The sequence below is a fragment of the Caldicellulosiruptor naganoensis genome (genome assembly GCF_026914285.1).
GTDB classification, from domain to species: Bacteria; Bacillota; Thermoanaerobacteria; order Caldicellulosiruptorales; family Caldicellulosiruptoraceae; genus Caldicellulosiruptor; species Caldicellulosiruptor naganoensis.
This window is the reverse complement of the sequence record NZ_CP113864.1, coordinates 323,948-342,500: the sequence shown is the minus strand read 5'-3', so window position 1 is coordinate 342,500 and position 18,553 is coordinate 323,948. Positions and strand designations below refer to the sequence as shown.

Here is an 18,553-nt window from a genome sequence, read left to right as displayed (position 1 = left end):
ACATTTGCTACATCATCAAGCCAGTTTTTTAAATGCTCCCTCGCCTCATCAATATCCTTAAATTCTTCCCCAGAAAAACAGTTTTGCTTAACATACTTAACTGCCGATTCTACCTTGCCTTTATCAGTCGGTGTGTATACCCTGCATGGCTGAGGTAAAAATCCATAGTGGCTTGCAAAACTTGCATAATCCTTTTGTATTTGCGCTTCATAAAAATCAACATTCAATACACCTGCTTTTAAATTGTCTATCTTCACAACTTCTACTACTCCACCAAAATACTTAAATGCGTTCTTATGACACTGTATAAATGTTTCAACTGTCTGGTCAAATACTATCTCTGCATACATATATCTTGAATAACTTAAAACCATTGTAAATACCCATGCTTTTTTGAATTTCCCATCAACTTTTATCTTACCTATATATCCAAAATCAACTTGAGCTTCTTCTGCAGGTAGCGTTGTTAAAACCATGTACACCTTTGAATTTGCTATCTTTTGTTTTACCTTTTGGACATATCTTCTTACATTCGAGTAGCTTCCTTCAAAACCAAATTCCGCTTGTAGATCTTGATATATTTTCTTTGCTGAAAGTCCTTTGTTAACTTTTGCCTCAATGAATTGCCTGTAATTATCCAATACTGAATTTTTTGATTTTCTCTCAACTTCTCCTTTCTGTTCAATGTCTTGGATTACTTTTCTAACAGTTTTTCTATCCACGTTTAACAACCTTGCTATTTGACTTTTGTTGTATCCCTGTTTGAAAAGAGTGTAGATTGTTGTGTGCATTGCAACCCCCAACATTTTCTTATTATCTTCTCCTTCTGTAGTTTTTCCATACTTTCCATTCTACACTACAGAAGGCTTCTTTTTAAGTAGCAGGTGGGGAATTTTTGATGTCATTTCTGATGATTTTATTTTATCATTAACAACTACCACTCACCTAAAGTGGTGGAAGCTTCATGCTTCATCGATGAGCCTTGCTGCTGTGACGGTAAAATTATTCCCCCCCCCTTATTTTAAATGGGCATATTCGATACTTATAAGCTTTTAGCATTTCTCTTTCTCATTTTGAGTTTCGATATATCTTCTAATTGTTTCAGCTAAAGCACCGCCACTTGTCAGCAAACATTTCTTTTTATTTTTTGCAAAGATGGACTTTTTTATGATGAAAACAAAAAGGGCAGCAGGAAAATTCTGCTGCCCAAGCTCAACTTTTAAGTTATTTAATTTTCAATACCCTGCACACATTTTACTGCATCTGAGCAATACCCTGCTTGATTTGTTTTACCATAGCTTCAGCAGCTTGTTTTGGTGTTGCCTTGCCTGTTGTCACAAGTGAGAGTGCATTTCCTGCAGGTGTCCAAACAGCTTGCATTTCAGGAATATTTGGCATTGGAATTCCAATCTTTGCTTGTTCTGCAAATGCGCTCATAATCTTGTCTGCCTTTACTTCAGGATTGCTAAGTGCACTGTTCATAACAGGTATTCTTTTTCCAACCTTGAACAATACCTTAATCTGTGACTCCTCAACAAGATACTTCAAAAGCTTCATTGCTACATCTTTATTCTTGGATTTAGCTGAAACGAACGCTGTCTGAACACCAACAAATGAAGGTGTTGGTTTGCCATCATCTGTCTTATGAACATGCATCTAAGGACATTGAAACAAATTTCTTTCTGTCAATGAGATTTGCTGGAATTGGTTCGAGTAATCTTGCTTTCCAAAATGTACCCAAATTGTCATGTGGCATACCAAACATGATGTCGGGACCTTTTCCGCTCATTGCAGCTGTCTGGAAGCTCTGGAATGAACCTTGGTCTGTAATCACTTTTACAGTATAGCCGTTTTTCTTTCCCCATGCATCAGCAATTGGTTGAAGAGCTTTTACCTCATTTTGAGTAAGATGTGACCATACAACAAGCTGCTTTTTAGATGTCGCAAGCCCACTGCTAACAGGTAATAAAGCAACTAAAGCAAATACTAAAACAAGCCCAATTACCATAAACTTTTTAAAAGATTTCATAACTAAAACAACCTCCCTTAGGATTTTTAGATATTTGTGTGCAAACGTTTGACGATATTAATATACAATCTATTCTAAAAAAAGTCAATATAAATTTAAATTTTTGTCAAGCTGCTAAGGCATTTCTTTTTGTCAATGCAAACAATACAAAAATTAAATATTTGTACATGATTTTCTCTCAACAATTTTATGAGGTACAATTAATCTTTTGTATGTCTTCCTTGGTTCTGTCAAATCCATCATCAAAAGCTCAGCTGCTGAATGGCCGATGTTAGATATGTTTATGTCAATTGTTGTAAGTGGTGGAGTTAAAACTTCTGTAACAATAGAATTGTTAAATGAAATTACCGAAACCTCTTTTCCTATCTCAACTCCCAATTCTCTCGTTGCTTTTACAACCTCAATTGCTATCAAATCATCCATGCAAACAATTGCTGTTGGTCTATCCTCAGATGTCAGAAGTTCTTTTGCAATTTCATACAAACTTTTTTTGAAGTAGTTTGTAAATCGAATATATGAATTTTTCAGCTGAATTGAATACCTTTCTAAAGCCTTTTTATATCCCTCAAGCCTGTCTTGGGTAACAATCAAATTGCTCGGTCCACCAATGAAAGCAATGTTTTTATGACCAAGTTTTATCAAATACTCTGCTGCATCAAACCCTGCCTGAACATTGTCATTGTCAACCCAGTTGACTGAATTTTCATACTTTTGCGGTCTTCCAACAACTACAAAAGGAAACTCTATTTTTTTCAAATACTCAATTGCAAAGTCATCTTCACGCGATGAAAGAAGTATAAACCCATCAACCTTTTTGCTCTCCGCAAGCCTTTTTAAAAGGTCTTCCTCTTTGTCTTCCTGAGTGTACGCAAAGAGAATGTCGTACCCAAACTTGTTTATTACAGCACAAATACTTGTTAATATCTGGTCAAAGAAGAAATTTAAAAAAGGATGTTCGGGTTCTCTCGGCACAAATATCCCAACTGTAAACGACTTCTTTTTTACAAGACCTTTAGCATTAGCGTTTGGAACATACCCAAGCTTTTTAATCGCCTCGAGAACCCGTTTTGTGGTCTCAGGACTGATTTTTTTACTGCCAGATAAAACCCTTGAGACAGTAGAAGGTGAGACATTCGCTTCCTTTGCTATTTCTTTTATTGTAGCCATCACCTATCAGTCCTTGAGGTTTTTTGGAATATACATCTTTTCATAGTACTCTTTTAACATTCTCTCAGCCGAGAATTTGTCAATTGTTGAGTTGATACTATTTTGCATCATTTCAATCCATTTGTCTCTGTTTTTGTAGTATGTGGGTATGACTTCTGTCTGCATCACATTGACAAGGCTCTTTAGATCATGAGCATCCTGCTGCTTTTCGTCTTTTGATTCAAATCCATCTCCAATCTGCCATCCGTTGATCCCATGTTGGCAAGCCTCTGGCCACCAACCATCAAGTGTTGAAACATTCAAAACGCCGTTCATTGCAGCTTTCATGCCAGATGTACCACAAGCTTCAAGTGGTCTTCTTGGGTTGTTAAGCCAAACGTCACAACCTCGTGTGAGCATCTTACCAATTTCCATATCATAGTCTTCTAAGAACACAACTTTGCCTGGGTACTTTTTAGTCATTGCAATGATGTTATTGACAATCTCTTTGCCTGTATCATCAAGTGGATGGCTTTTGCCGGCAAAGATTATTTGAATGTCATTTTTGAACATCTTATCAGCTGCTTCTTTGTCTCTGAATATCAAATCGCTTCTTTTGTAAGGCGCTGCTCTTCTTGCAAACCCTATTGTCAAAACATCTTCTCTTAGCCTAATACCAGTTCTTTTTTCAACAAAGTCCAAAAGCTCTTTCTTCAAAGTGCAGTGTGTTTCCCAAAGCTTTTGAGGATTGTCTTTTACTGAAAGTATTCTTTTATCTGCCCATGTGCCAACATGAACACCATTCGTAATTCCTATAATCTCACTTCTTCTATCAACACCTGCCCACATAGCATTTGCAGTAATTCTGTGAAGGTCAGACACAGCATTGGAAATTCTGGCAAGCCTAAGGGCCGCAACTGTCATATTAAATGGGCTTCCGCCAATATATACAAGCTGCTCTTCTGTCAAGTTCAAATTAGCACCCATGTACATAAGAAGTCTTAAGGGATGAGTTTCATTGCCTGCCTCAACAGGTGTATGTGTTGTAAATACAATCTTCTTTTTTGCCTCTTTTAAAGCATCTTCAAATGAAAGACCTTTTTCTTCCATGTACTCTCTTACAAGCTCAAGTCCTGCAAACACTGCATGTCCTTCATTGAAATGATAGACATCAACTTCTATACCAAGCTTTTTTAATGCCCTAACTCCACCAACACCCAAAACCATCTCTTGTGCAACTCTTTCTTCACCAAACCAGCCATAGAGCTGACCTGTTATCCACCTGTCGCTATTTTCAGGAAGGTCTGTGTCAAGTAAATAAAGGTCTGCATTGTTGAAGTTGTCTACCTTCCAAACCTTGCAATATACATCTCTGTTTCTGATTCTGACTTTTACCTTAACACCTGTGTCTTTGAGAAAGTCATAGCGATAGATAGGAAATGCATCAATAACCCCATACTCTTCTGTCACAATCTGCTTGTTATATCCTTGTTTCCACAAAATACCCACACCAACAACAGGATATCCTAAGTCCTTAGCAGCTTTAAGATAGTCACCTGCTAGGATGCCAAGACCACCTGCGTAGATCTTGAAGTTTGACTCAAGCCCAAACTCCATGCTAAAGTATGCAACTGTTGGCAATTTTTTCATCAGCATACCTCCTGTAAACTGAATTTTTTTGAAATATCAATATCTGTTGTACAATATGTCGAAAATGTTTTTATTAATCGCGCTTTAACCCTTGACAGCACCTGCTGCAAGTCCGCTTTGAATTTGTTTTTGTAAAGCCATGTAGATAATCACAATCGGTAGCGAAGCTAAGATTGATGCGGCTGAGAACATTGGCCAGTTAGCCGAAAACTGATTGTTTATAAAGTTTCTCAAACCTATTGGCACTGTAGCATTTTCAGGTGATTGCAAAACAAGGCTTGATAGCAAGAACTCATTGAACACTCCATTAAAGCTCCAGATGAACATAACAGCAAGCATTGGAGCAGTAAGTGGCAGAATTATTTTTCTAAAGATAAGAAAATGGTTTGCTCCATCAATTATCGCTGCCTCATCAATCTCATATGGAATCTGGTCCATATTGCCTTTCAAAAGCCAGATGTTGAATGCTGAACCACCTGCTAAAACTAAAATGAGTGCAAATAGATTATCAAGAAGATTGAACTTTACCAAAAGCCCATAGATTGCCGGCATTGCCATAAATGTTGGGAACATCTGAAGTATCAAAAGTACTTTCAGCCCATTTTTCCTACCTACAAAATTGATTCTTGAAAATGCATAGGCTGCTGGAGCTGTCATAAAAATTTGCAAAAATGCAACACCAAAACATACAATCAAGCTGTTTTTTACCCACAATACAAAGTCAGGTAATGTCTGGGAAAGACTGCTCTTTTTTCTAAACAGTTCAATATAATTCTCAAATGTAACTTCTCTTGGGAAAAATGATGATTGGAAAAATGCTCCACCTTTTGACAGCGATGCAACAATAATAAACCATGTCGGCAAAAGAGAAAGTAGTATTGCAATCCAGATGATAACTCTTGACACCCATAATATAACAACATCTCGAGTTGTCATATATTCTCTTCCTACCATTACCTAACACCACCTTCAAATGCACGTGTAAGTTTCATATTGATAAGTGAAATTGTACCAACTATGAAAAAGATTATAATGGACATAGCTGATGCCAAATCATACCTGTAAAACTGCATTGTGAGCTTATAGGTTGCTGAAACTAAAAGGTCTGTATGCCCTGCAAACTGGGTATCAAGGCGTGCAGGACCGCCACCCGTTACAAGATAAACCACATTGAAATTGTTAAACGAGTATGCAAACGATGATATCACAATAGGTAGTGCTGCAGGAACAATCATTGGTATTGTTATTTTGAATAGTTTTGTAAACCAACCTGCACCATCAATCTCTGCAACCTCATAAAGCTCTGTTGGAATTGATTGAAGCGCCCCTAAGCATGCGTTCATCATAAAAGGATAACTAAGCCAAAGATTTACAATAAATATTCCTATTTTTGCCCAGAACGGATCTGTTGCCTATGGAATGGGCTGAAGGCGTAAAGTTTTCAATACCATATTAATTGCCCCGTACTCTTCGTTCAAAAGTCCCTGCCAAGCAAGAGCTGCAATTGTTCCCGGAATTGCCCACGGGATAATAAGTATCGCTCTGTAGATATTTGTCTCTTTCATGAACTTGTTGTTAAGAAGAACAGCAAGCAAAAGTCCAACTGAAAAATTAAGTAAAACAGTTATAAGTGCAAACGAAAATGTCCACGCAAATGTTGGTGCAAAAACTTCCTTGAAAGGTCCTGATAAAATATCTACAAAATTTTTAAAACCGACAAATTTATAATCCTCTAAGTGGTTCAAATTGAAATTAGTAAAGGCATAATATACAGTCATTGCAATAGGAAAGAACGAAAGCACAGCCATAGAAATTAGAGCTGGTGCAAGATACACATAACCTATGGGCTCGCGCTTTTTCATTTTTGTAATATCCCCCTTCAATTTAATTGTGCAATCGTTTGCCTTTTGAAAACATTATACAACATGATTTTTAAACTGTCAACTACCTTTTGTCCATCTTGTCTACTTTTTACCTAACAATTAAAATCTCAAAATCTTCAGGTAAAATCTCAAATTCAAACGTTGCAGAAAAATTCTTGACACTTTTTCCTGATTTAAAAAATGTTATTTCTTTTCCTACAATCTCTGGTGTAAAGAGCTTTATATTTTGCAAACTCTTGCCCGGATTGAAGAAAATGCAAACCATTTCGTCATCTGCCTTCCTTTCAAAGTACATAACATCTCCCAAAAAGCCCTCCTTTACATCATCAACATTCAGAGCTGTGGATGTTTTCTTTAAGCTTATCAATTTTCTATAAAGTTCAAAAATTTCTTTGTCCCACTTTTCCTCCTCCCATATCATCCCCCTTCTACAGTCAGGGTCATGTTCCCCTTCCATGCCAATCTCATCGCCATAGTAAATCATGGGAATACCTTGATATGTGAGATTATACACGCAAGCAAGCATCGCTAATTTCTTATTCTTCAAAACAGCATTCAAAACTCTTTTGGTATCGTGACTACCTATGAGATTTAGCTGACATGAAAAAAGCTTAGGATTGAACTTTAACCTATATTCTGCCAAAATCTTCACAGCATCTTTTGCTTTATATTTACCCAATAAAAATCTCAAAAAAACTTCCCACGAAAAGTAATTCATAACTCCATCAAACATATCTCCCAAAAGAAAACTCTCGCTTCTGTGCATAACCTCACCAATGAGCAAAACATCCTTCTTCAATGTTTTCAGCTCAAGTCTTATTCTTCTTAAGAAGCTCTTGTCAAGCTCGTTTGCAACATCAAACCTAAAACCGTCAACGTCAAATTCCAAAAGCCAATATTTTAGCACACTTAAGAAAAAGTCCTGAACATCTTTTTTGGAAGTATCAATCCTTGGCATACTTTTTACACCAGTTGCAAATGTCTCATAATTTCCCTTCTGAATATCGACTGGCAAGCTCTTTATATTGTACCAGTTAAAATACTTTGAATCCATGCCGTTTTTAATAACATCTTGGAAGGCAAAAAAGCCTGTCCCTGTGTGATTGAAAACCATGTCTAAAATTACTTTTATTCCATTTTGGTGCAAAGTCTCAACCAATTCTTTAAACTCCTCTTTTGTGCCAAGAAGCGGGTCAACGTCAAAGTAGTCATCTACATTGTACCTGTGGCTTGAAGTTGATTTAAAAATTGGTGTAAAGTAGATAGCATTTATGCCAAGTCTCTTAAAATAGTCAATCTTACTTTTAATCCCCTCAAAATTTCCACCAAGAAAGACTTCACCGCCCGGTTTTTCCCACTTGCAATAGTCCCATGGATAAAGCTCCCTTGGCTCTTCTTTTTTGTCTTTTCTTGCAAATCTGTCTGGAAAAATCTCATATACAACAAGTTTTTCTACCCACTTTGGCTTTTCAAATACGTCTGATGGATTTGCATATGGAAAATGAAAATGCCCTACGTAAATCTCTTCATCATCCTCTTGAAGACCAAATTGGTCATAAATCTTAAATGTACCATCAAACAGTTTTACCATAAATTTGTATCCGAGTCGTGGTGTTGATGCCTCAACAATAGCCTGATACACCTCATACTCTCCAACTTCCATGTAATAGTCCATCTTCAGCTTTTGAATTCTCTCTATTTCATATCTGTCAGAAAAGATGAGATAAATTTCTTTTGCAAACCCTTTTCTGATCCAAAGGCGAATTAAAAACTTTTCTCTTTCCAATGCAAATATGTCATGCAATTGATTGTGAATAATTTCCAAAGTTTCTGCACACTCCTTTATAAAATCTTTTAAATACCATGATTGAGTTTTATTTTACCACTTTTCAATGAATAATGCAAATGTTTGCACAAAAGCTTTAAAAGTAGAACTTTATAGGGAATTAATATGTCAAACTTGGGTATTCTCAAACCGAATAAAAAATTATAAAATGAAATGGTATAAAAAGTCAAAATAAAACAATCTTCAATCAAATTTGTTTAGGAAGGAGAAGATAATCAATGAAAAACTTGGAGCATGTTAAATCTCAAATCTGCAGAGTTGGAAGAATCATGTATGAAAGAGGCTATATTAGTGGCCCTGATGGAAACATCTCTGTAAGAGTTGACAAAGATACAATAATTACAACGCCATCAGGAGTTTCTAAAGGTTTTTTAAAAGAAGATATGCTTGTCACAATTGACATTGACGGAAATGTCCTTGAGAAAACTCAGTTCAAACCATCATCTGAGATAAAGATGCATCTTAAAGTCTATCGCGAAAGAGAAGATGTAAACGCCTGTGTGCATGCACACTCACCTTTTGCAACAACATTTGCAGTACTGAGAAAACCCCTTGACAAGCCAATTTTAGCAGAGTCTGTGTTTATATTCGGCGGATATATCCCTGTTGCACCATTTGCAACACCCTCAACAGTTGAGGTCCCAGAGTCAATCTCACCTTTTGTAAAAGACTACGATGCAATACTTCTTTCAAACCATGGAGTTTTGACATATGACAAGGATTTGGAGATGGCATTTTACAAACTTGAGATTGTTGAGTTTTGGGCAAAGATTTTATTTCTATCAAGCCAGATAGGTCAGCCGCAGGTTTTGAGCCCTGAAGAGGTCCAAAAGGTATTAAGTTTAAGAAATTCCCAGAATAATCCAAAATGAAGCAAACAACAAATTTAAAGGTATATCTTCTTGCCATTTGGGCTTGCAAGTTATAGTATATTAACATCTGAATTTTAAAGGGGGCGATTTAAAAATGGAAATACTAAATGAAATCTCCCAACTCATCCAGAAAGGAAATGCAAAGCAAGCATCAGAAAAAGTAAAAGAAGCACTCTCATTGGGACTTTCTGCTGAGGAGATTCTAAATGGCGCTTTGATTTCTGCAATGGCAGTTGTAGGTGAAAAGTTTAAAAACAATGAAATATACGTACCAGAGGTCTTGATTGCAGCGCGCGCAATGAAAGCAGCATTAGAAGTTTTAAAGCCAATCCTGACTGAAACAGGTGTAAAGCCAATTGGCAAGGTTGTAATTGGCACTGTAAAAGGTGATTTGCACGACATTGGCAAAAACCTGGTTGCAATGATGATGACAGGAGCGGGCCTTGAGGTAATAGACCTTGGAGTGGATGTTTCTCCCGAGAAGTTCTGTGAGGCTGTAAAAAGCTACAATCCACAGATTGTTGCAATGTCAGCTTTGCTTACAACAACCATGCCAAACATGAAAGCAACCATTGAAAAACTGCAAGAACAAGGTCTGCGCGATAAGGTAAAGGTGATTGTTGGTGGTGCACCTGTAACAGAGAGCTTTGCAAAGAGCATTGGTGCTGACGGGTATGCACCTGATGCAGCATCAGCTGCTGAGCTTGCAAAAAAGTTTGTCCAAGGTGCTGCGTAAAATAAATGAAAGGCTGAAGTTTTTCCTACTTCAGCCTTTTTATTTTAAGCCATTTTTAACCAAAAACGCTGCCACAAGTAAGACTATAAAGTCTACAGCAATTGCCACCGGAATAAATACCTTGTTCTTTGTACCCGAGTACATGCAAGGTATGTTGTTATTACATAAAAAAGGGTTCCGGTTGATGCACAGATGATTGAAGAATATCTTCCTATTTGTGAATCTGGTCCAAATTTTTCAGAGATGTCTTTCAAAACTACATAAGATGCACTTCCTGAAAACGGCTTTATCATGATAAGCCCAAGCGATTTTTGAAATATTCCAAGTTTGTTAAAAATAGGTCCTAAAAAGTTTCAAACATTTCTACAGCACCTGTCTTTATGAAAAGTTCAACAGCTAAAATTAGTGCAAAGACATTTGGAAATATTCTTATTGAAATTTTAATACCATCTTTCACGCCTTCAACAAAGCTACTAAAACTGTCATTGGACCTAAAAAGAGAAAAAATTAGTACAAATACAATAAATGAGGTTATTATAATATCAGAAATTATTTTTGTCATCTTCTTAGCAGCTTTGAGATTACTTTGCAGAAAATTATGCAAAGAAAAGTCCAACTAGTGACACAAACAGTATTGGAAAAAGTACAACTATCAGATTTTCAGACCCATACTCATGCCTTAGCATAATCATTGTTGTTGGGATAAGCTGGATTGAGCAGGTGTTCAATATCACAAACAAAATCATGTCGCTTGATGCAAAGTCTTTGCTATTTTCTTTTGAAAGCTCTTCCATTGCTTTAATTCCTGCTGGTGTTGCAGCATTTCCAAGTCCAAGAAGGTTTGCGATAATGTTTGTTGACATCCACTTAAATGCTTCTTCATTCTTTGTTTTAAAAAGAAGCCTTAAAAACGGCTTTAAAAATCTTTCCAATATTTTAATTAAACCTGTGTCTTGGGCAAGTCTCAAAAATCCTGACCAGAGGATTACAGAACACGCTATTGTTACAAATATCTGAAGAGCAGATTTTGGAGCAGAAAACAATATAGTAGTTATTTTGTTAATATCACCACTAATTACTTGAACTAAGATTGAAAACAAAATCAGAAAAAGCCAAAATGCACTCAAAAGTCCTTCTCTTCTTTCTTTAAAAGCTACTAATATAAAAGTATATTCATTATTTCCAAATTTATATTTTCAACATCCAAATTGTTTAATGAAAAAGCACCCTGCTGCTTCAAAATTGTGCAAGCAAGGTGCTTTTTTTAATTGATATTACCCGCTATCACTATCCCTCTATATACATAAAACCTCTCTCAAAAGCTTCATATCCAAAAGAGGCACATCAGGTGCTTTACTTTCTACATCTACAAACTTCTCTTCCTGCACAGAAGTATATATAGCATGAAGAGTTTCTAAAACATGAAAGGCTAAGCTCCCGGATGCCCTAAGTGGCGTCCCCATCTTGATTGCAAGCGCCATGTCAAGTATTCCTAAACCTCTTAAATTGTCGTAATTGAATGGGTTTATGACAGGCATTTCTTTAAACTCCTGCTCATCATGTCTTCTTAAAAGCACCCTGCCAAAGTCAAAGAAGTTAGGGTCTGGGACAAACAAGGTACCTTCTTCTCCATATATTTCAATTCCACGAAGGTTTGTTGCCGGCACATCGTATGAGACAGTTACACTTCCGATTATGTCATTTTCAAACAAAATTTTTGCTGTCACATACGTTGGCATTTCAACTATAATCTTTTCGCCCTTGTGTGGCTCAGATGTTATAAGTCTTTCTTTGTAAGTAATCTTGCCCATTGCAGATACTTTTTTGACAGAACCAAGTAAGGTCACAAGCGCTGTTAGGCAGTATGGCCCCACGTCAAACAAAGGTCCTAAGTACTTTTTGAATATAAAGTGCGGATTTGGATGCCATTTTTCTGGCCCGCCATACATTATAAAGCAGTTTGCTGCAAATGGCTTTCCTATCCACCCATCCTGGATAAGCTTTTTTGCTGTCTGGATATTTGCCCCAAGAAATGTATCAGGTGCACATCCAACCATTAAGCCTTTCTTTTCTGCTAACTCCAAAATTTCTTTCGCTTCATCTACTTTAGAGCAAAGAGGTTTTTCGCTGTAAAGATGTTTACCACTTTCAAGTACCTTTTTGTTGATGTTGTAGTGATGTTGGGGTGGCGTGAGGTTGACAATTATATCTACATCTAAATCATACACATTGTTAGGTTCAACAACTTTTTCGACTGAAAACTCAGAAGCAATAACCTTTGCCTTCTCTAAATCTACATCCGAGCATGCAATAATGTCAAATATTCCAAACCTTTTTAGGTTTTTAAGATACACAGACGCAATATTCCCACAACCTATTATCGCTACCTTAGTCTTTGTCATTATTTTAATCTCCCCTTTCTACCGAAACTTTACCTTTATAAACAATTACTTTAAAATTTTTGCTAAATGTTTAACTCAAATTATATCACAATCAAAATTCTTTACGTTTACATACTAAAAAGCTTTTTTAATTAGTAAGCTATTGACAAATTTATTTCGAAAGTATAATATTTTGTGTACGAAATATTTATAACCTAAAATTTTGGGAGGGCAAATTAAATGGAAAATGAATGTGAAGAAAAATTGATTTTTGAGATACTTGGGACAATCAGAAGAAAGTTAAATAACAGGCTCAAGAATGAAGAGCTTTTTGATTATCATGAAAGCCTGACGTTTGGTGAACAGCAGGTAATAATGGTTTTAAGTGAAAACTCACAACCTATGACTATGAAGGATATTGCATCAGAGCTTGGTATCTCACCTTCAACCTTGACAGGGATTGTGGACAAGCTTGTTGAAAAAGAACTTGTCAAAAGAGAAATAGATCTCCAAGATAGAAGAAAGGTGCAGGTTTTCCTTACAGAAAATGGTAAGAATCTTGTTGAGAAGATAATCGAATTTAGAAGCAGGGTTTTAGAGCCCATATTAAAAAATTTATCTCCTGAAGAAATAGATCTTCTCAAGAAGATTGTCCAAAAAATTAATGAAGCACTTTAGAAACATTTAAAAAGGATGGTGAATTATTAATGAAAAGAACTTTAAAAAGAATAATTGTTACAGTTTTAGTCTTAGCTATTCTGGTGTCAGTTGTGTATGCAATTTCTGTAAGAAACAAACAAGCTTTATCTGTTGTTGAAGTCAAAACTGCAAAAGTAGAAAAAGGTGATATTGTATCACTTTTCTCAACAAACGGCGATGTTGAGTCAAAGTCAAAGCAGGATTACTACATCTTCTCCCCAACAAAGGTTATAAAGGTGTATGTTGAGCTTGGAGATAGGGTAAAAAAGGGTGACAAACTTTTAGAGCTTGAAACTCAGGATTTGACTTTGCAGTATAAAATTGCTCAAAAACAGCTTGAGATGGCAAAGCTGCAACTTGAATCATTAAAGAAATTAAAAGAAAAAACTTCAAGCCAGAGTACAAATAGTTTAAATAGTCAAGGAATTTCTGGATTTTCTCAGGTACTTCCAAGTACCGTAACAAATTCTTCAATTAGTCAAAATCAATTATCACAGCAATTAAAATCTTCCTTTGGTGGGACAAATTTGCCTCTATCTTTAAATGCCCAGCAGTCTTCTTCACAACTTAGCATACCAGCATCCTCTACTGGCCAACTTCAATCCTCTTCAAGTCTTAGTAACATTGACGACCAGATAAAGCTTCAGCAAAAACAGGTTGAGATTGCAAAGCTCAATCTAAAAAGTATCAAGCAATCAATGGATAAACAGCAAAGGTATATAACAGCAGAAATTGACGGAATCGTGACTACTATAAATGTAAGAGAAGAAAATTATTATGCTTCTACTCAGTTTCCTGCAATTACTATTGAAGACCCGGATAATCTTCAGGTAGTTTTGAATGTCAACCAGTATGATGCTATAAATCTAAAAGAAGGTCAAAAAGCTTATATACACTTTGGCGACAAGACATTTGATGGAGTTGTCAGACAGGTTGCACCAGCTGCAACTAAAGTTTTGACACAAACAGGTTCTGAAAATGTTGTAAAAGCATATGTTGACATCTTGAACAACGACCGAACAATCAAATCTGGCTTTAATGTAGATGTGGATATAAAGATTGGCGAAAAGAAGAATGTTGTAAAAGTACCATCAGAGGCAATTGTCACAGACAAAAACGGCAAAAATTACGTCTATGTTGTTGAAAACGGAGTAGCCAAACAAAGAGAGGTGAGGCTTGGACTTTCTTCGGATTTAGAAACTGAAGTTTTAGATGGTGTAAGTGTTGGAGAGGAAGTAATCTTAAATCCAAACAGCTCAATACAAGATGGTACAAAAGTCAAGGTAAAAGGGAGCGAATGAGATGATTGAGCTAAAAGACATCAGAAAAGTCTACAACCTCGGTAAGGTAGAACTCGAGGTCTTAAAAGGAATATCCTTAAAAGTAGAAAAAGGCGAATATGTTGCAATTGTAGGACCATCCGGGTCTGGAAAGTCAACACTTATGAACATCATTGGGCTTTTAGACAGACCCACTTCTGGTACATACAAACTCAATGATATAGAAGTTTCAAGTTTGTCAGATGTAGAACTTGCAAGAATTAGAAACAAGCAAATAGGCTTTGTTTTTCAATCGTTTAACCTCTTGAGCAAGTTAAATGCACTTGAGAATGTAGAACTTCCTATGCTGTATGCAAAAATCCTTCCAAAAGAAAGGCGTCAAAGAGCAATCAAAGCATTAGAGAGGGTAGGCTTAAGTGATAGACTTTATCACAGGCCAAATGAGCTTTCTGGGGGGCAGCAGCAAAGGGTTGCAATTGCACGGGCAATTGTGATGAATCCAGCTTTTTTGCTTGCTGATGAGCCAACAGGAAATTTAGACACGAACTCAAGCATTGAGATTATGAAGATATTCTATGAACTAAATCAGCTTGGTACAACAATTATAATGGTCACACATGAACAAGACATTGCAAACCACGCAAAGAGGATTATCAGAATCAGAGATGGAATGATAATTGAAGATAGCTTTGTTAAAAACAGAATTACATATTAAAAAATTACTCAAAAGGTGATGAAGGAAGATGTATATATCAGAGCTAATTAAAGTTGCAATAAAGAGTATATTGTCAAACAAACTCAGGACTTTTTTGACAATGCTTGGAATTATTATTGGTATTGCCTCAGTTATAACAATTATGTCTCTTGGCGAAGGTGGACAAAAGGCCATTGTGGGCGAGTTTGAGAAAATTGGTGTGAACATTTTCTCAATCAGAACAAGGACTGATGTACAAATAACAGAAAGTGATAGATTTACCATCAAAGATGTTGAGATGATAAGAAAAAGAATCCCTGCTGTCAAATACGCTGCACCCGTTGCACAAAAATTTGGACTTGTCAAAACTGAAAACAAGACAAAGAGGGCATTCTTTATTGCAACCGATTTTGATTATGGAAATGTGTCAAATTTAAAAGTAGTGTACGGAAGGTTCTTTAATGAAAAGGACATATTGCAAGGTCGAAATGTGGTTTTAATTGACAAAGACTCTGCAAAAGAGCTTTTCGGGTATGAAGACTGTGTTGGAAAAACTATAAAGGTTGGCAGTTTTTCTTCTTTTGATACTGCAAAGATAATCGGTGTTATTGACAGTGGAAATTTTAAGATTTTAGCAGGCAGTGCATCCGACCAGTTCCCTGTAATTGCTGCTATGCCAATAACATATGCCCAGAAGATTTTTGATGATGTGATTATCTCCCAAATTTATGTCATGACTTATAATTCTGACCAGCTAGATGAAGCATCAAGCCAAGCAATAAGAATCTTAGAGGCAAGACATCACAACAAGGACAAGTATAAAACTGAAAAGTTTGTTGCTTTTATGGAACAGTTTAATAGAATCTTAGGGATATTTACAACAATCATGAGCGCAATTGCTGCAATATCGCTTCTGGTCGGCGGCATTGGTGTTATGAACATTATGCTTGTGTCTGTGACAGAAAGGACACGTGAGATTGGCATCAGAAAGGCAATCGGCGCAACACAAAGAGATATTTTGATTCAGTTCTTGATAGAAGCACTTTTAATCTCTCTAATTGGTGGCGCAATTGGAACATTTTCAGGGTATCTTTTTGCAAACTTAGTAGGACCATTTATCCAAATAACACCAGTTGTATCACTCCAAAGTATTCTCATTGCATTTATATTCTCATCAGCAGTTGGAATCTTTTTTGGAATCTATCCGGCAAGAAGGGCTGCAAAGCTGGATCCAATTGTGGCTCTCAGGTATGAATAAAAGAAGTGTAACATCAAAGGGGCGGAACTATAAAAGCTGCCACCGCCCTTTTATTTTTTTAAATAAATACTCAATCTATTTTTACCTATACCTTCACCCTGAAATGGACAAATCCATTGTCTACAAAGGTCTCAAGTTTAATGTTTAAAATCTTACAAAGCTCTTTTACAATAGAGAGCCCAAGTCCAAAGCCTCTCTTGCTTGACTTATATCTTTCAAACAAAAAAATGAGCTCTTCTTCTTTCAAGTCTGCTTTATTATAGATATCAATGTACTCATTATTTGCTTCAATATACACTTTTTTATCAACTGTATTTTCAATGGCATTTGCAAAAGGTTATTTATTATTCTTCTGAACGAATTTAAATCTGTTTTTATCTTAGGGAATTCAAACTCTTTACAACAATCTCTACATTGTCAAGATCTGCCACCTTTTTTAACTGCTCGCATGCCTCTTTGATTACCAAGTTCACATCAACTTCCTCTATCTTTTGGTCAATTATCCCGCTGAAATCTTTGAAAGCTCAACCATATTGGAAATCAGGTTTTGCATATAATCACATTGTTTTCCAATTCCATCCATATTTTGTTTAATATTTTCTTTGTCATCAATATCCAAATATTTTGTGCTCTCACAATAGCCCTTTATAACAGCAATAGGTGTTTTCAAGTCGTGAACAAAATTTGCGACAAACTCACGCCTTACCTTCTCAAGGAGTCTCAGCGAATTTTTGAGGCTATTGATGGACCTTGCAAGGTCTTCAACTTCATTTGTTGAGTTGTTTTTCAGTTCAAAATCCTCTCCATGGGCAATCTTTTGAGTTGCTATTGAAATCTTTATTATACGCTTTGATATATGCCGTGAAATCAAAAGTGACACTAAAAGCCCTATTAAAATGAATACAACGCTAATTTTAATCAGATTTTTTGATATTATGTTCAAAGCATATCCATAATATGGTTTTATAGTTATTACAATAGAAGTAAAACTCCCCTTTTTTAACACATATGCAATGTACTCCATTTTAAAGTGTGGATAAGAAAATTCATAAACTCCGCTTGAATTGAATACAGGCATAATCATATGATAGGGTATATCCAATCCACCTTTTTCAAGGACAATCGCATTTCCTTGTAAAACAAGTATTTTCACTGCGGACAAATCGCCTTCCAACTTGTTTTCAAGCGCATCTTGGGAAAGCTTTTTCAAGTCATCTATTACCATATCCTCCAAAAAGTACTTAAGATAGAGCATATTGGAAATATATATACTCAAAATTAGAAAAACTATTATTCCTATAAAGTTTAGAGCTATTTTAGTAAAAAGTTTCATCTTGTTTTAACATCCTTTCAATCATTCTTTGTCCTCCGAAAGTTTATAGCCCACACCCCAAACTGTCTTTATTAAAAATTTGTAGTCTTTTAACTTTTCTCTTAACTGCTTTATATGAACGTCCACGGTTTGAGTCTCACCAATGAAATCAAAACCCCAAACCTTTTCAAGTATCTCATCTCTTGACTTTACCAAATCTTTGTTTTTGGCCAAGAAAAGCAAAAGCTCAAACTCTTTATGAGTGAGGTTCACATCCTCACCATCCACTATTACCTTAAACCTCTTGGGGAAAATCTCTACCTTGCCATCTAAAAGTTTTATGTTTTCTTCAAAATTTTTGCTTCTCCTCAAAACAACCTTCACGCGTGCAATCAGCTCAAGCATAGAAAATGGTTTTGTGATATAGTCCTCTGCCTCAAGTTCAAAGCCTCTTAACTTATCAAATTCTTCTGATTTGGAGGTTAATATTATTGTGGGAATACCTTTTTTGCTGGCTTCTTTCAATACTTCATACTCTTCCATGTCAGGTAGCATAATATCAAGAATTATCAAGTCAGCCTCATTTAACTTACTCAGTGCATCTTTTGCAGTGTATAAGTTTATAACTTCAAATCCTTCATTTTTCAAAAACCTTGTAATTATTTGATTTAAATCTTGCTGGTCCTCAACAACTAAGATATTTGCCACCTTCCACCCACCCTATTTTATTATATTATATTTCGAGGTTGTTGAATAAAAGAAATAAC

General features: G+C 36.0%; 17 protein-coding genes and 2 pseudogenes (1 of these 19 only partly in view). 6 read left to right on the top strand and 13 right to left on the bottom strand.

Features of this window, described 5'->3' with window-relative positions; all coding sequences use genetic code 11:
• From istA to OTJ99_RS01590, 7 genes and pseudogenes are all read right to left on the bottom strand, one after another.
• Positions 1 to 791 carry the 5' portion of an IS21 family transposase gene (gene istA / locus OTJ99_RS01620; RefSeq protein WP_083943534.1) on the bottom strand. Its footprint begins 688 nt before the window's first position, so the window shows 791 of its 1,479 coding nt (coding positions 1-791); its start codon is at positions 789 to 791; its stop codon lies beyond the left edge, outside the window.
• 463 nt (positions 792 to 1,254) lie between these two features.
• Positions 1,255 to 2,029, bottom strand: a pseudogene (locus OTJ99_RS12945) (sugar ABC transporter substrate-binding protein).
• Positions 2,030 to 2,182: 153 nt separating this feature from the next.
• Positions 2,183 to 3,196: a LacI family DNA-binding transcriptional regulator gene (locus tag OTJ99_RS01610; RefSeq protein ID WP_045165936.1), complete on the bottom strand. Its 1,014-nt coding sequence runs from the start codon at positions 3,194 to 3,196 to the stop codon at positions 2,183 to 2,185.
• Between the two features lie 6 nt (positions 3,197 to 3,202).
• Positions 3,203 to 4,825, bottom strand: coding sequence for an alpha-glucan family phosphorylase (glgP, locus tag OTJ99_RS01605; protein WP_045165935.1), 1,623 nt, complete (start codon positions 4,823 to 4,825; stop codon positions 3,203 to 3,205).
• A gap of 84 nt (positions 4,826 to 4,909) precedes the next feature.
• Positions 4,910 to 5,779 (bottom strand): sugar ABC transporter permease, encoded by an 870-nt coding sequence (locus OTJ99_RS01600; protein ID WP_045165934.1) that lies wholly within the window; start codon positions 5,777 to 5,779, stop codon positions 4,910 to 4,912.
• Positions 5,779 to 6,687 (bottom strand): annotated as a pseudogene (locus OTJ99_RS12940) (carbohydrate ABC transporter permease). The gene OTJ99_RS01600 and the pseudogene OTJ99_RS12940 overlap by 1 nt, the downstream one beginning before the upstream one ends.
• Positions 6,688 to 6,796: 109 nt before the next feature.
• Positions 6,797 to 8,533 (bottom strand): glycoside hydrolase family 13 protein, encoded by a 1,737-nt coding sequence (locus tag OTJ99_RS01590; RefSeq protein ID WP_045165933.1) that lies wholly within the window; start codon positions 8,531 to 8,533, stop codon positions 6,797 to 6,799.
• A 239-nt stretch (positions 8,534 to 8,772) separates the two neighbouring features.
• Here OTJ99_RS01590 and OTJ99_RS01585 point away from each other — a divergent pair, with 239 nt between their 5' ends.
• Positions 8,773 to 9,426, top strand: coding sequence for a class II aldolase/adducin family protein (locus tag OTJ99_RS01585; RefSeq protein ID WP_045165932.1), 654 nt, complete (start codon positions 8,773 to 8,775; stop codon positions 9,424 to 9,426).
• Between the two features lie 94 nt (positions 9,427 to 9,520).
• A complete protein-coding gene (locus OTJ99_RS01580; RefSeq protein WP_045165931.1) occupies positions 9,521 to 10,162 on the top strand; it encodes a cobalamin B12-binding domain-containing protein in 642 nt (213 codons plus the stop codon).
• Positions 10,163 to 10,505: 343 nt separating this feature from the next.
• On the opposite strand, the gene OTJ99_RS01575 is transcribed toward OTJ99_RS01580, so the two are convergent.
• The 3 genes from OTJ99_RS01575 to OTJ99_RS01565 all read right to left on the bottom strand — a co-directional run bounded on the left by OTJ99_RS01575 (position 10,506) and on the right by OTJ99_RS01565 (position 12,564).
• Complete coding sequence (locus OTJ99_RS01575; RefSeq protein WP_235374849.1) at positions 10,506 to 10,724, bottom strand: hypothetical protein; 219 nt, start codon at positions 10,722 to 10,724, stop codon at positions 10,506 to 10,508.
• Positions 10,725 to 10,758: 34 nt separating this feature from the next.
• Positions 10,759 to 11,289: a nucleoside recognition domain-containing protein gene (locus tag OTJ99_RS01570; RefSeq protein WP_235374847.1), complete on the bottom strand. Its 531-nt coding sequence runs from the start codon at positions 11,287 to 11,289 to the stop codon at positions 10,759 to 10,761.
• Between the two features lie 168 nt (positions 11,290 to 11,457).
• Positions 11,458 to 12,564, bottom strand: coding sequence for a Gfo/Idh/MocA family protein (locus OTJ99_RS01565; RefSeq protein WP_045165929.1), 1,107 nt, complete (start codon positions 12,562 to 12,564; stop codon positions 11,458 to 11,460).
• A gap of 219 nt (positions 12,565 to 12,783) precedes the next feature.
• Between OTJ99_RS01565 and OTJ99_RS01560 the strand changes: the two genes are divergently transcribed.
• From OTJ99_RS01560 to OTJ99_RS01545, 4 genes are read left to right on the top strand one after another with little or no spacing between them, the layout of a single operon-like run.
• Positions 12,784 to 13,221, top strand: coding sequence for a MarR family winged helix-turn-helix transcriptional regulator (locus tag OTJ99_RS01560; RefSeq protein WP_045165928.1), 438 nt, complete (start codon positions 12,784 to 12,786; stop codon positions 13,219 to 13,221).
• Between the two features lie 29 nt (positions 13,222 to 13,250).
• A complete protein-coding gene (locus OTJ99_RS01555) occupies positions 13,251 to 14,543 on the top strand; it encodes an efflux RND transporter periplasmic adaptor subunit (protein WP_045165927.1) in 1,293 nt (430 codons plus the stop codon).
• A 1-nt stretch (position 14,544) separates the two neighbouring features.
• A complete protein-coding gene (locus OTJ99_RS01550) occupies positions 14,545 to 15,237 on the top strand; it encodes an ABC transporter ATP-binding protein (protein WP_045165926.1) in 693 nt (230 codons plus the stop codon).
• Between the two features lie 28 nt (positions 15,238 to 15,265).
• Positions 15,266 to 16,474 (top strand): ABC transporter permease, encoded by a 1,209-nt coding sequence (locus OTJ99_RS01545; RefSeq protein WP_045165925.1) that lies wholly within the window; start codon positions 15,266 to 15,268, stop codon positions 16,472 to 16,474.
• Between the two features lie 85 nt (positions 16,475 to 16,559).
• Here OTJ99_RS01545 and OTJ99_RS01540 read toward each other — a convergent pair whose 3' ends face one another.
• From OTJ99_RS01540 to OTJ99_RS01530, 3 genes are all read right to left on the bottom strand, one after another.
• Positions 16,560 to 16,772 carry an ATP-binding protein gene (locus tag OTJ99_RS01540; RefSeq protein ID WP_235374846.1) on the bottom strand — a complete coding sequence of 71 codons (213 nt, stop codon included), beginning with the start codon at positions 16,770 to 16,772 and terminating at the stop codon, positions 16,560 to 16,562.
• A gap of 201 nt (positions 16,773 to 16,973) precedes the next feature.
• On the bottom strand, positions 16,974 to 17,807 hold the full coding sequence (locus OTJ99_RS01535) for a sensor histidine kinase (RefSeq protein WP_235374844.1): 834 nt from the start codon (positions 17,805 to 17,807) through the stop codon (positions 16,974 to 16,976).
• 21 nt (positions 17,808 to 17,828) lie between these two features.
• Entirely contained in the window at positions 17,829 to 18,494 is a 666-nt protein-coding gene (locus tag OTJ99_RS01530; protein ID WP_045165924.1) for a response regulator transcription factor, read from the bottom strand.
• Positions 18,495 to 18,553: the final 59 nt, after the last annotated feature.

Bases quoted from the DNA above. Each gene is read 5' to 3' on its own strand.
- OTJ99_RS01545 (WP_045165925.1), top strand. From the start codon at position 15,266: ATGTATATATCAGAGCTAATTAAAGTTGCAATAAAGAGTATATTGTCA.
- OTJ99_RS01580 (WP_045165931.1), top strand. From the start codon at position 9,521: ATGGAAATACTAAATGAAATCTCCCAACTCATCCAGAAAGGAAATGCA.
- OTJ99_RS01535 (WP_235374844.1), bottom strand. From the start codon at position 17,807: ATGAAACTTTTTACTAAAATAGCTCTAAACTTTATAGGAATAATAGTT.
- glgP (WP_045165935.1), bottom strand. From the start codon at position 4,825: ATGAAAAAATTGCCAACAGTTGCATACTTTAGCATGGAGTTTGGGCTT.
- OTJ99_RS01575 (WP_235374849.1), bottom strand. From the start codon at position 10,724: ATGACAAAAATAATTTCTGATATTATAATAACCTCATTTATTGTATTT.
- OTJ99_RS01560 (WP_045165928.1), top strand. From the start codon at position 12,784: ATGGAAAATGAATGTGAAGAAAAATTGATTTTTGAGATACTTGGGACA.
- OTJ99_RS01610 (WP_045165936.1), bottom strand. From the start codon at position 3,196: ATGGCTACAATAAAAGAAATAGCAAAGGAAGCGAATGTCTCACCTTCT.
- OTJ99_RS01600 (WP_045165934.1), bottom strand. From the start codon at position 5,779: ATGGTAGGAAGAGAATATATGACAACTCGAGATGTTGTTATATTATGG.
- OTJ99_RS01565 (WP_045165929.1), bottom strand. From the start codon at position 12,564: ATGACAAAGACTAAGGTAGCGATAATAGGTTGTGGGAATATTGCGTCT.
- OTJ99_RS01585 (WP_045165932.1), top strand. From the start codon at position 8,773: ATGAAAAACTTGGAGCATGTTAAATCTCAAATCTGCAGAGTTGGAAGA.
- OTJ99_RS01550 (WP_045165926.1), top strand. From the start codon at position 14,545: ATGATTGAGCTAAAAGACATCAGAAAAGTCTACAACCTCGGTAAGGTA.
- OTJ99_RS01555 (WP_045165927.1), top strand. From the start codon at position 13,251: ATGAAAAGAACTTTAAAAAGAATAATTGTTACAGTTTTAGTCTTAGCT.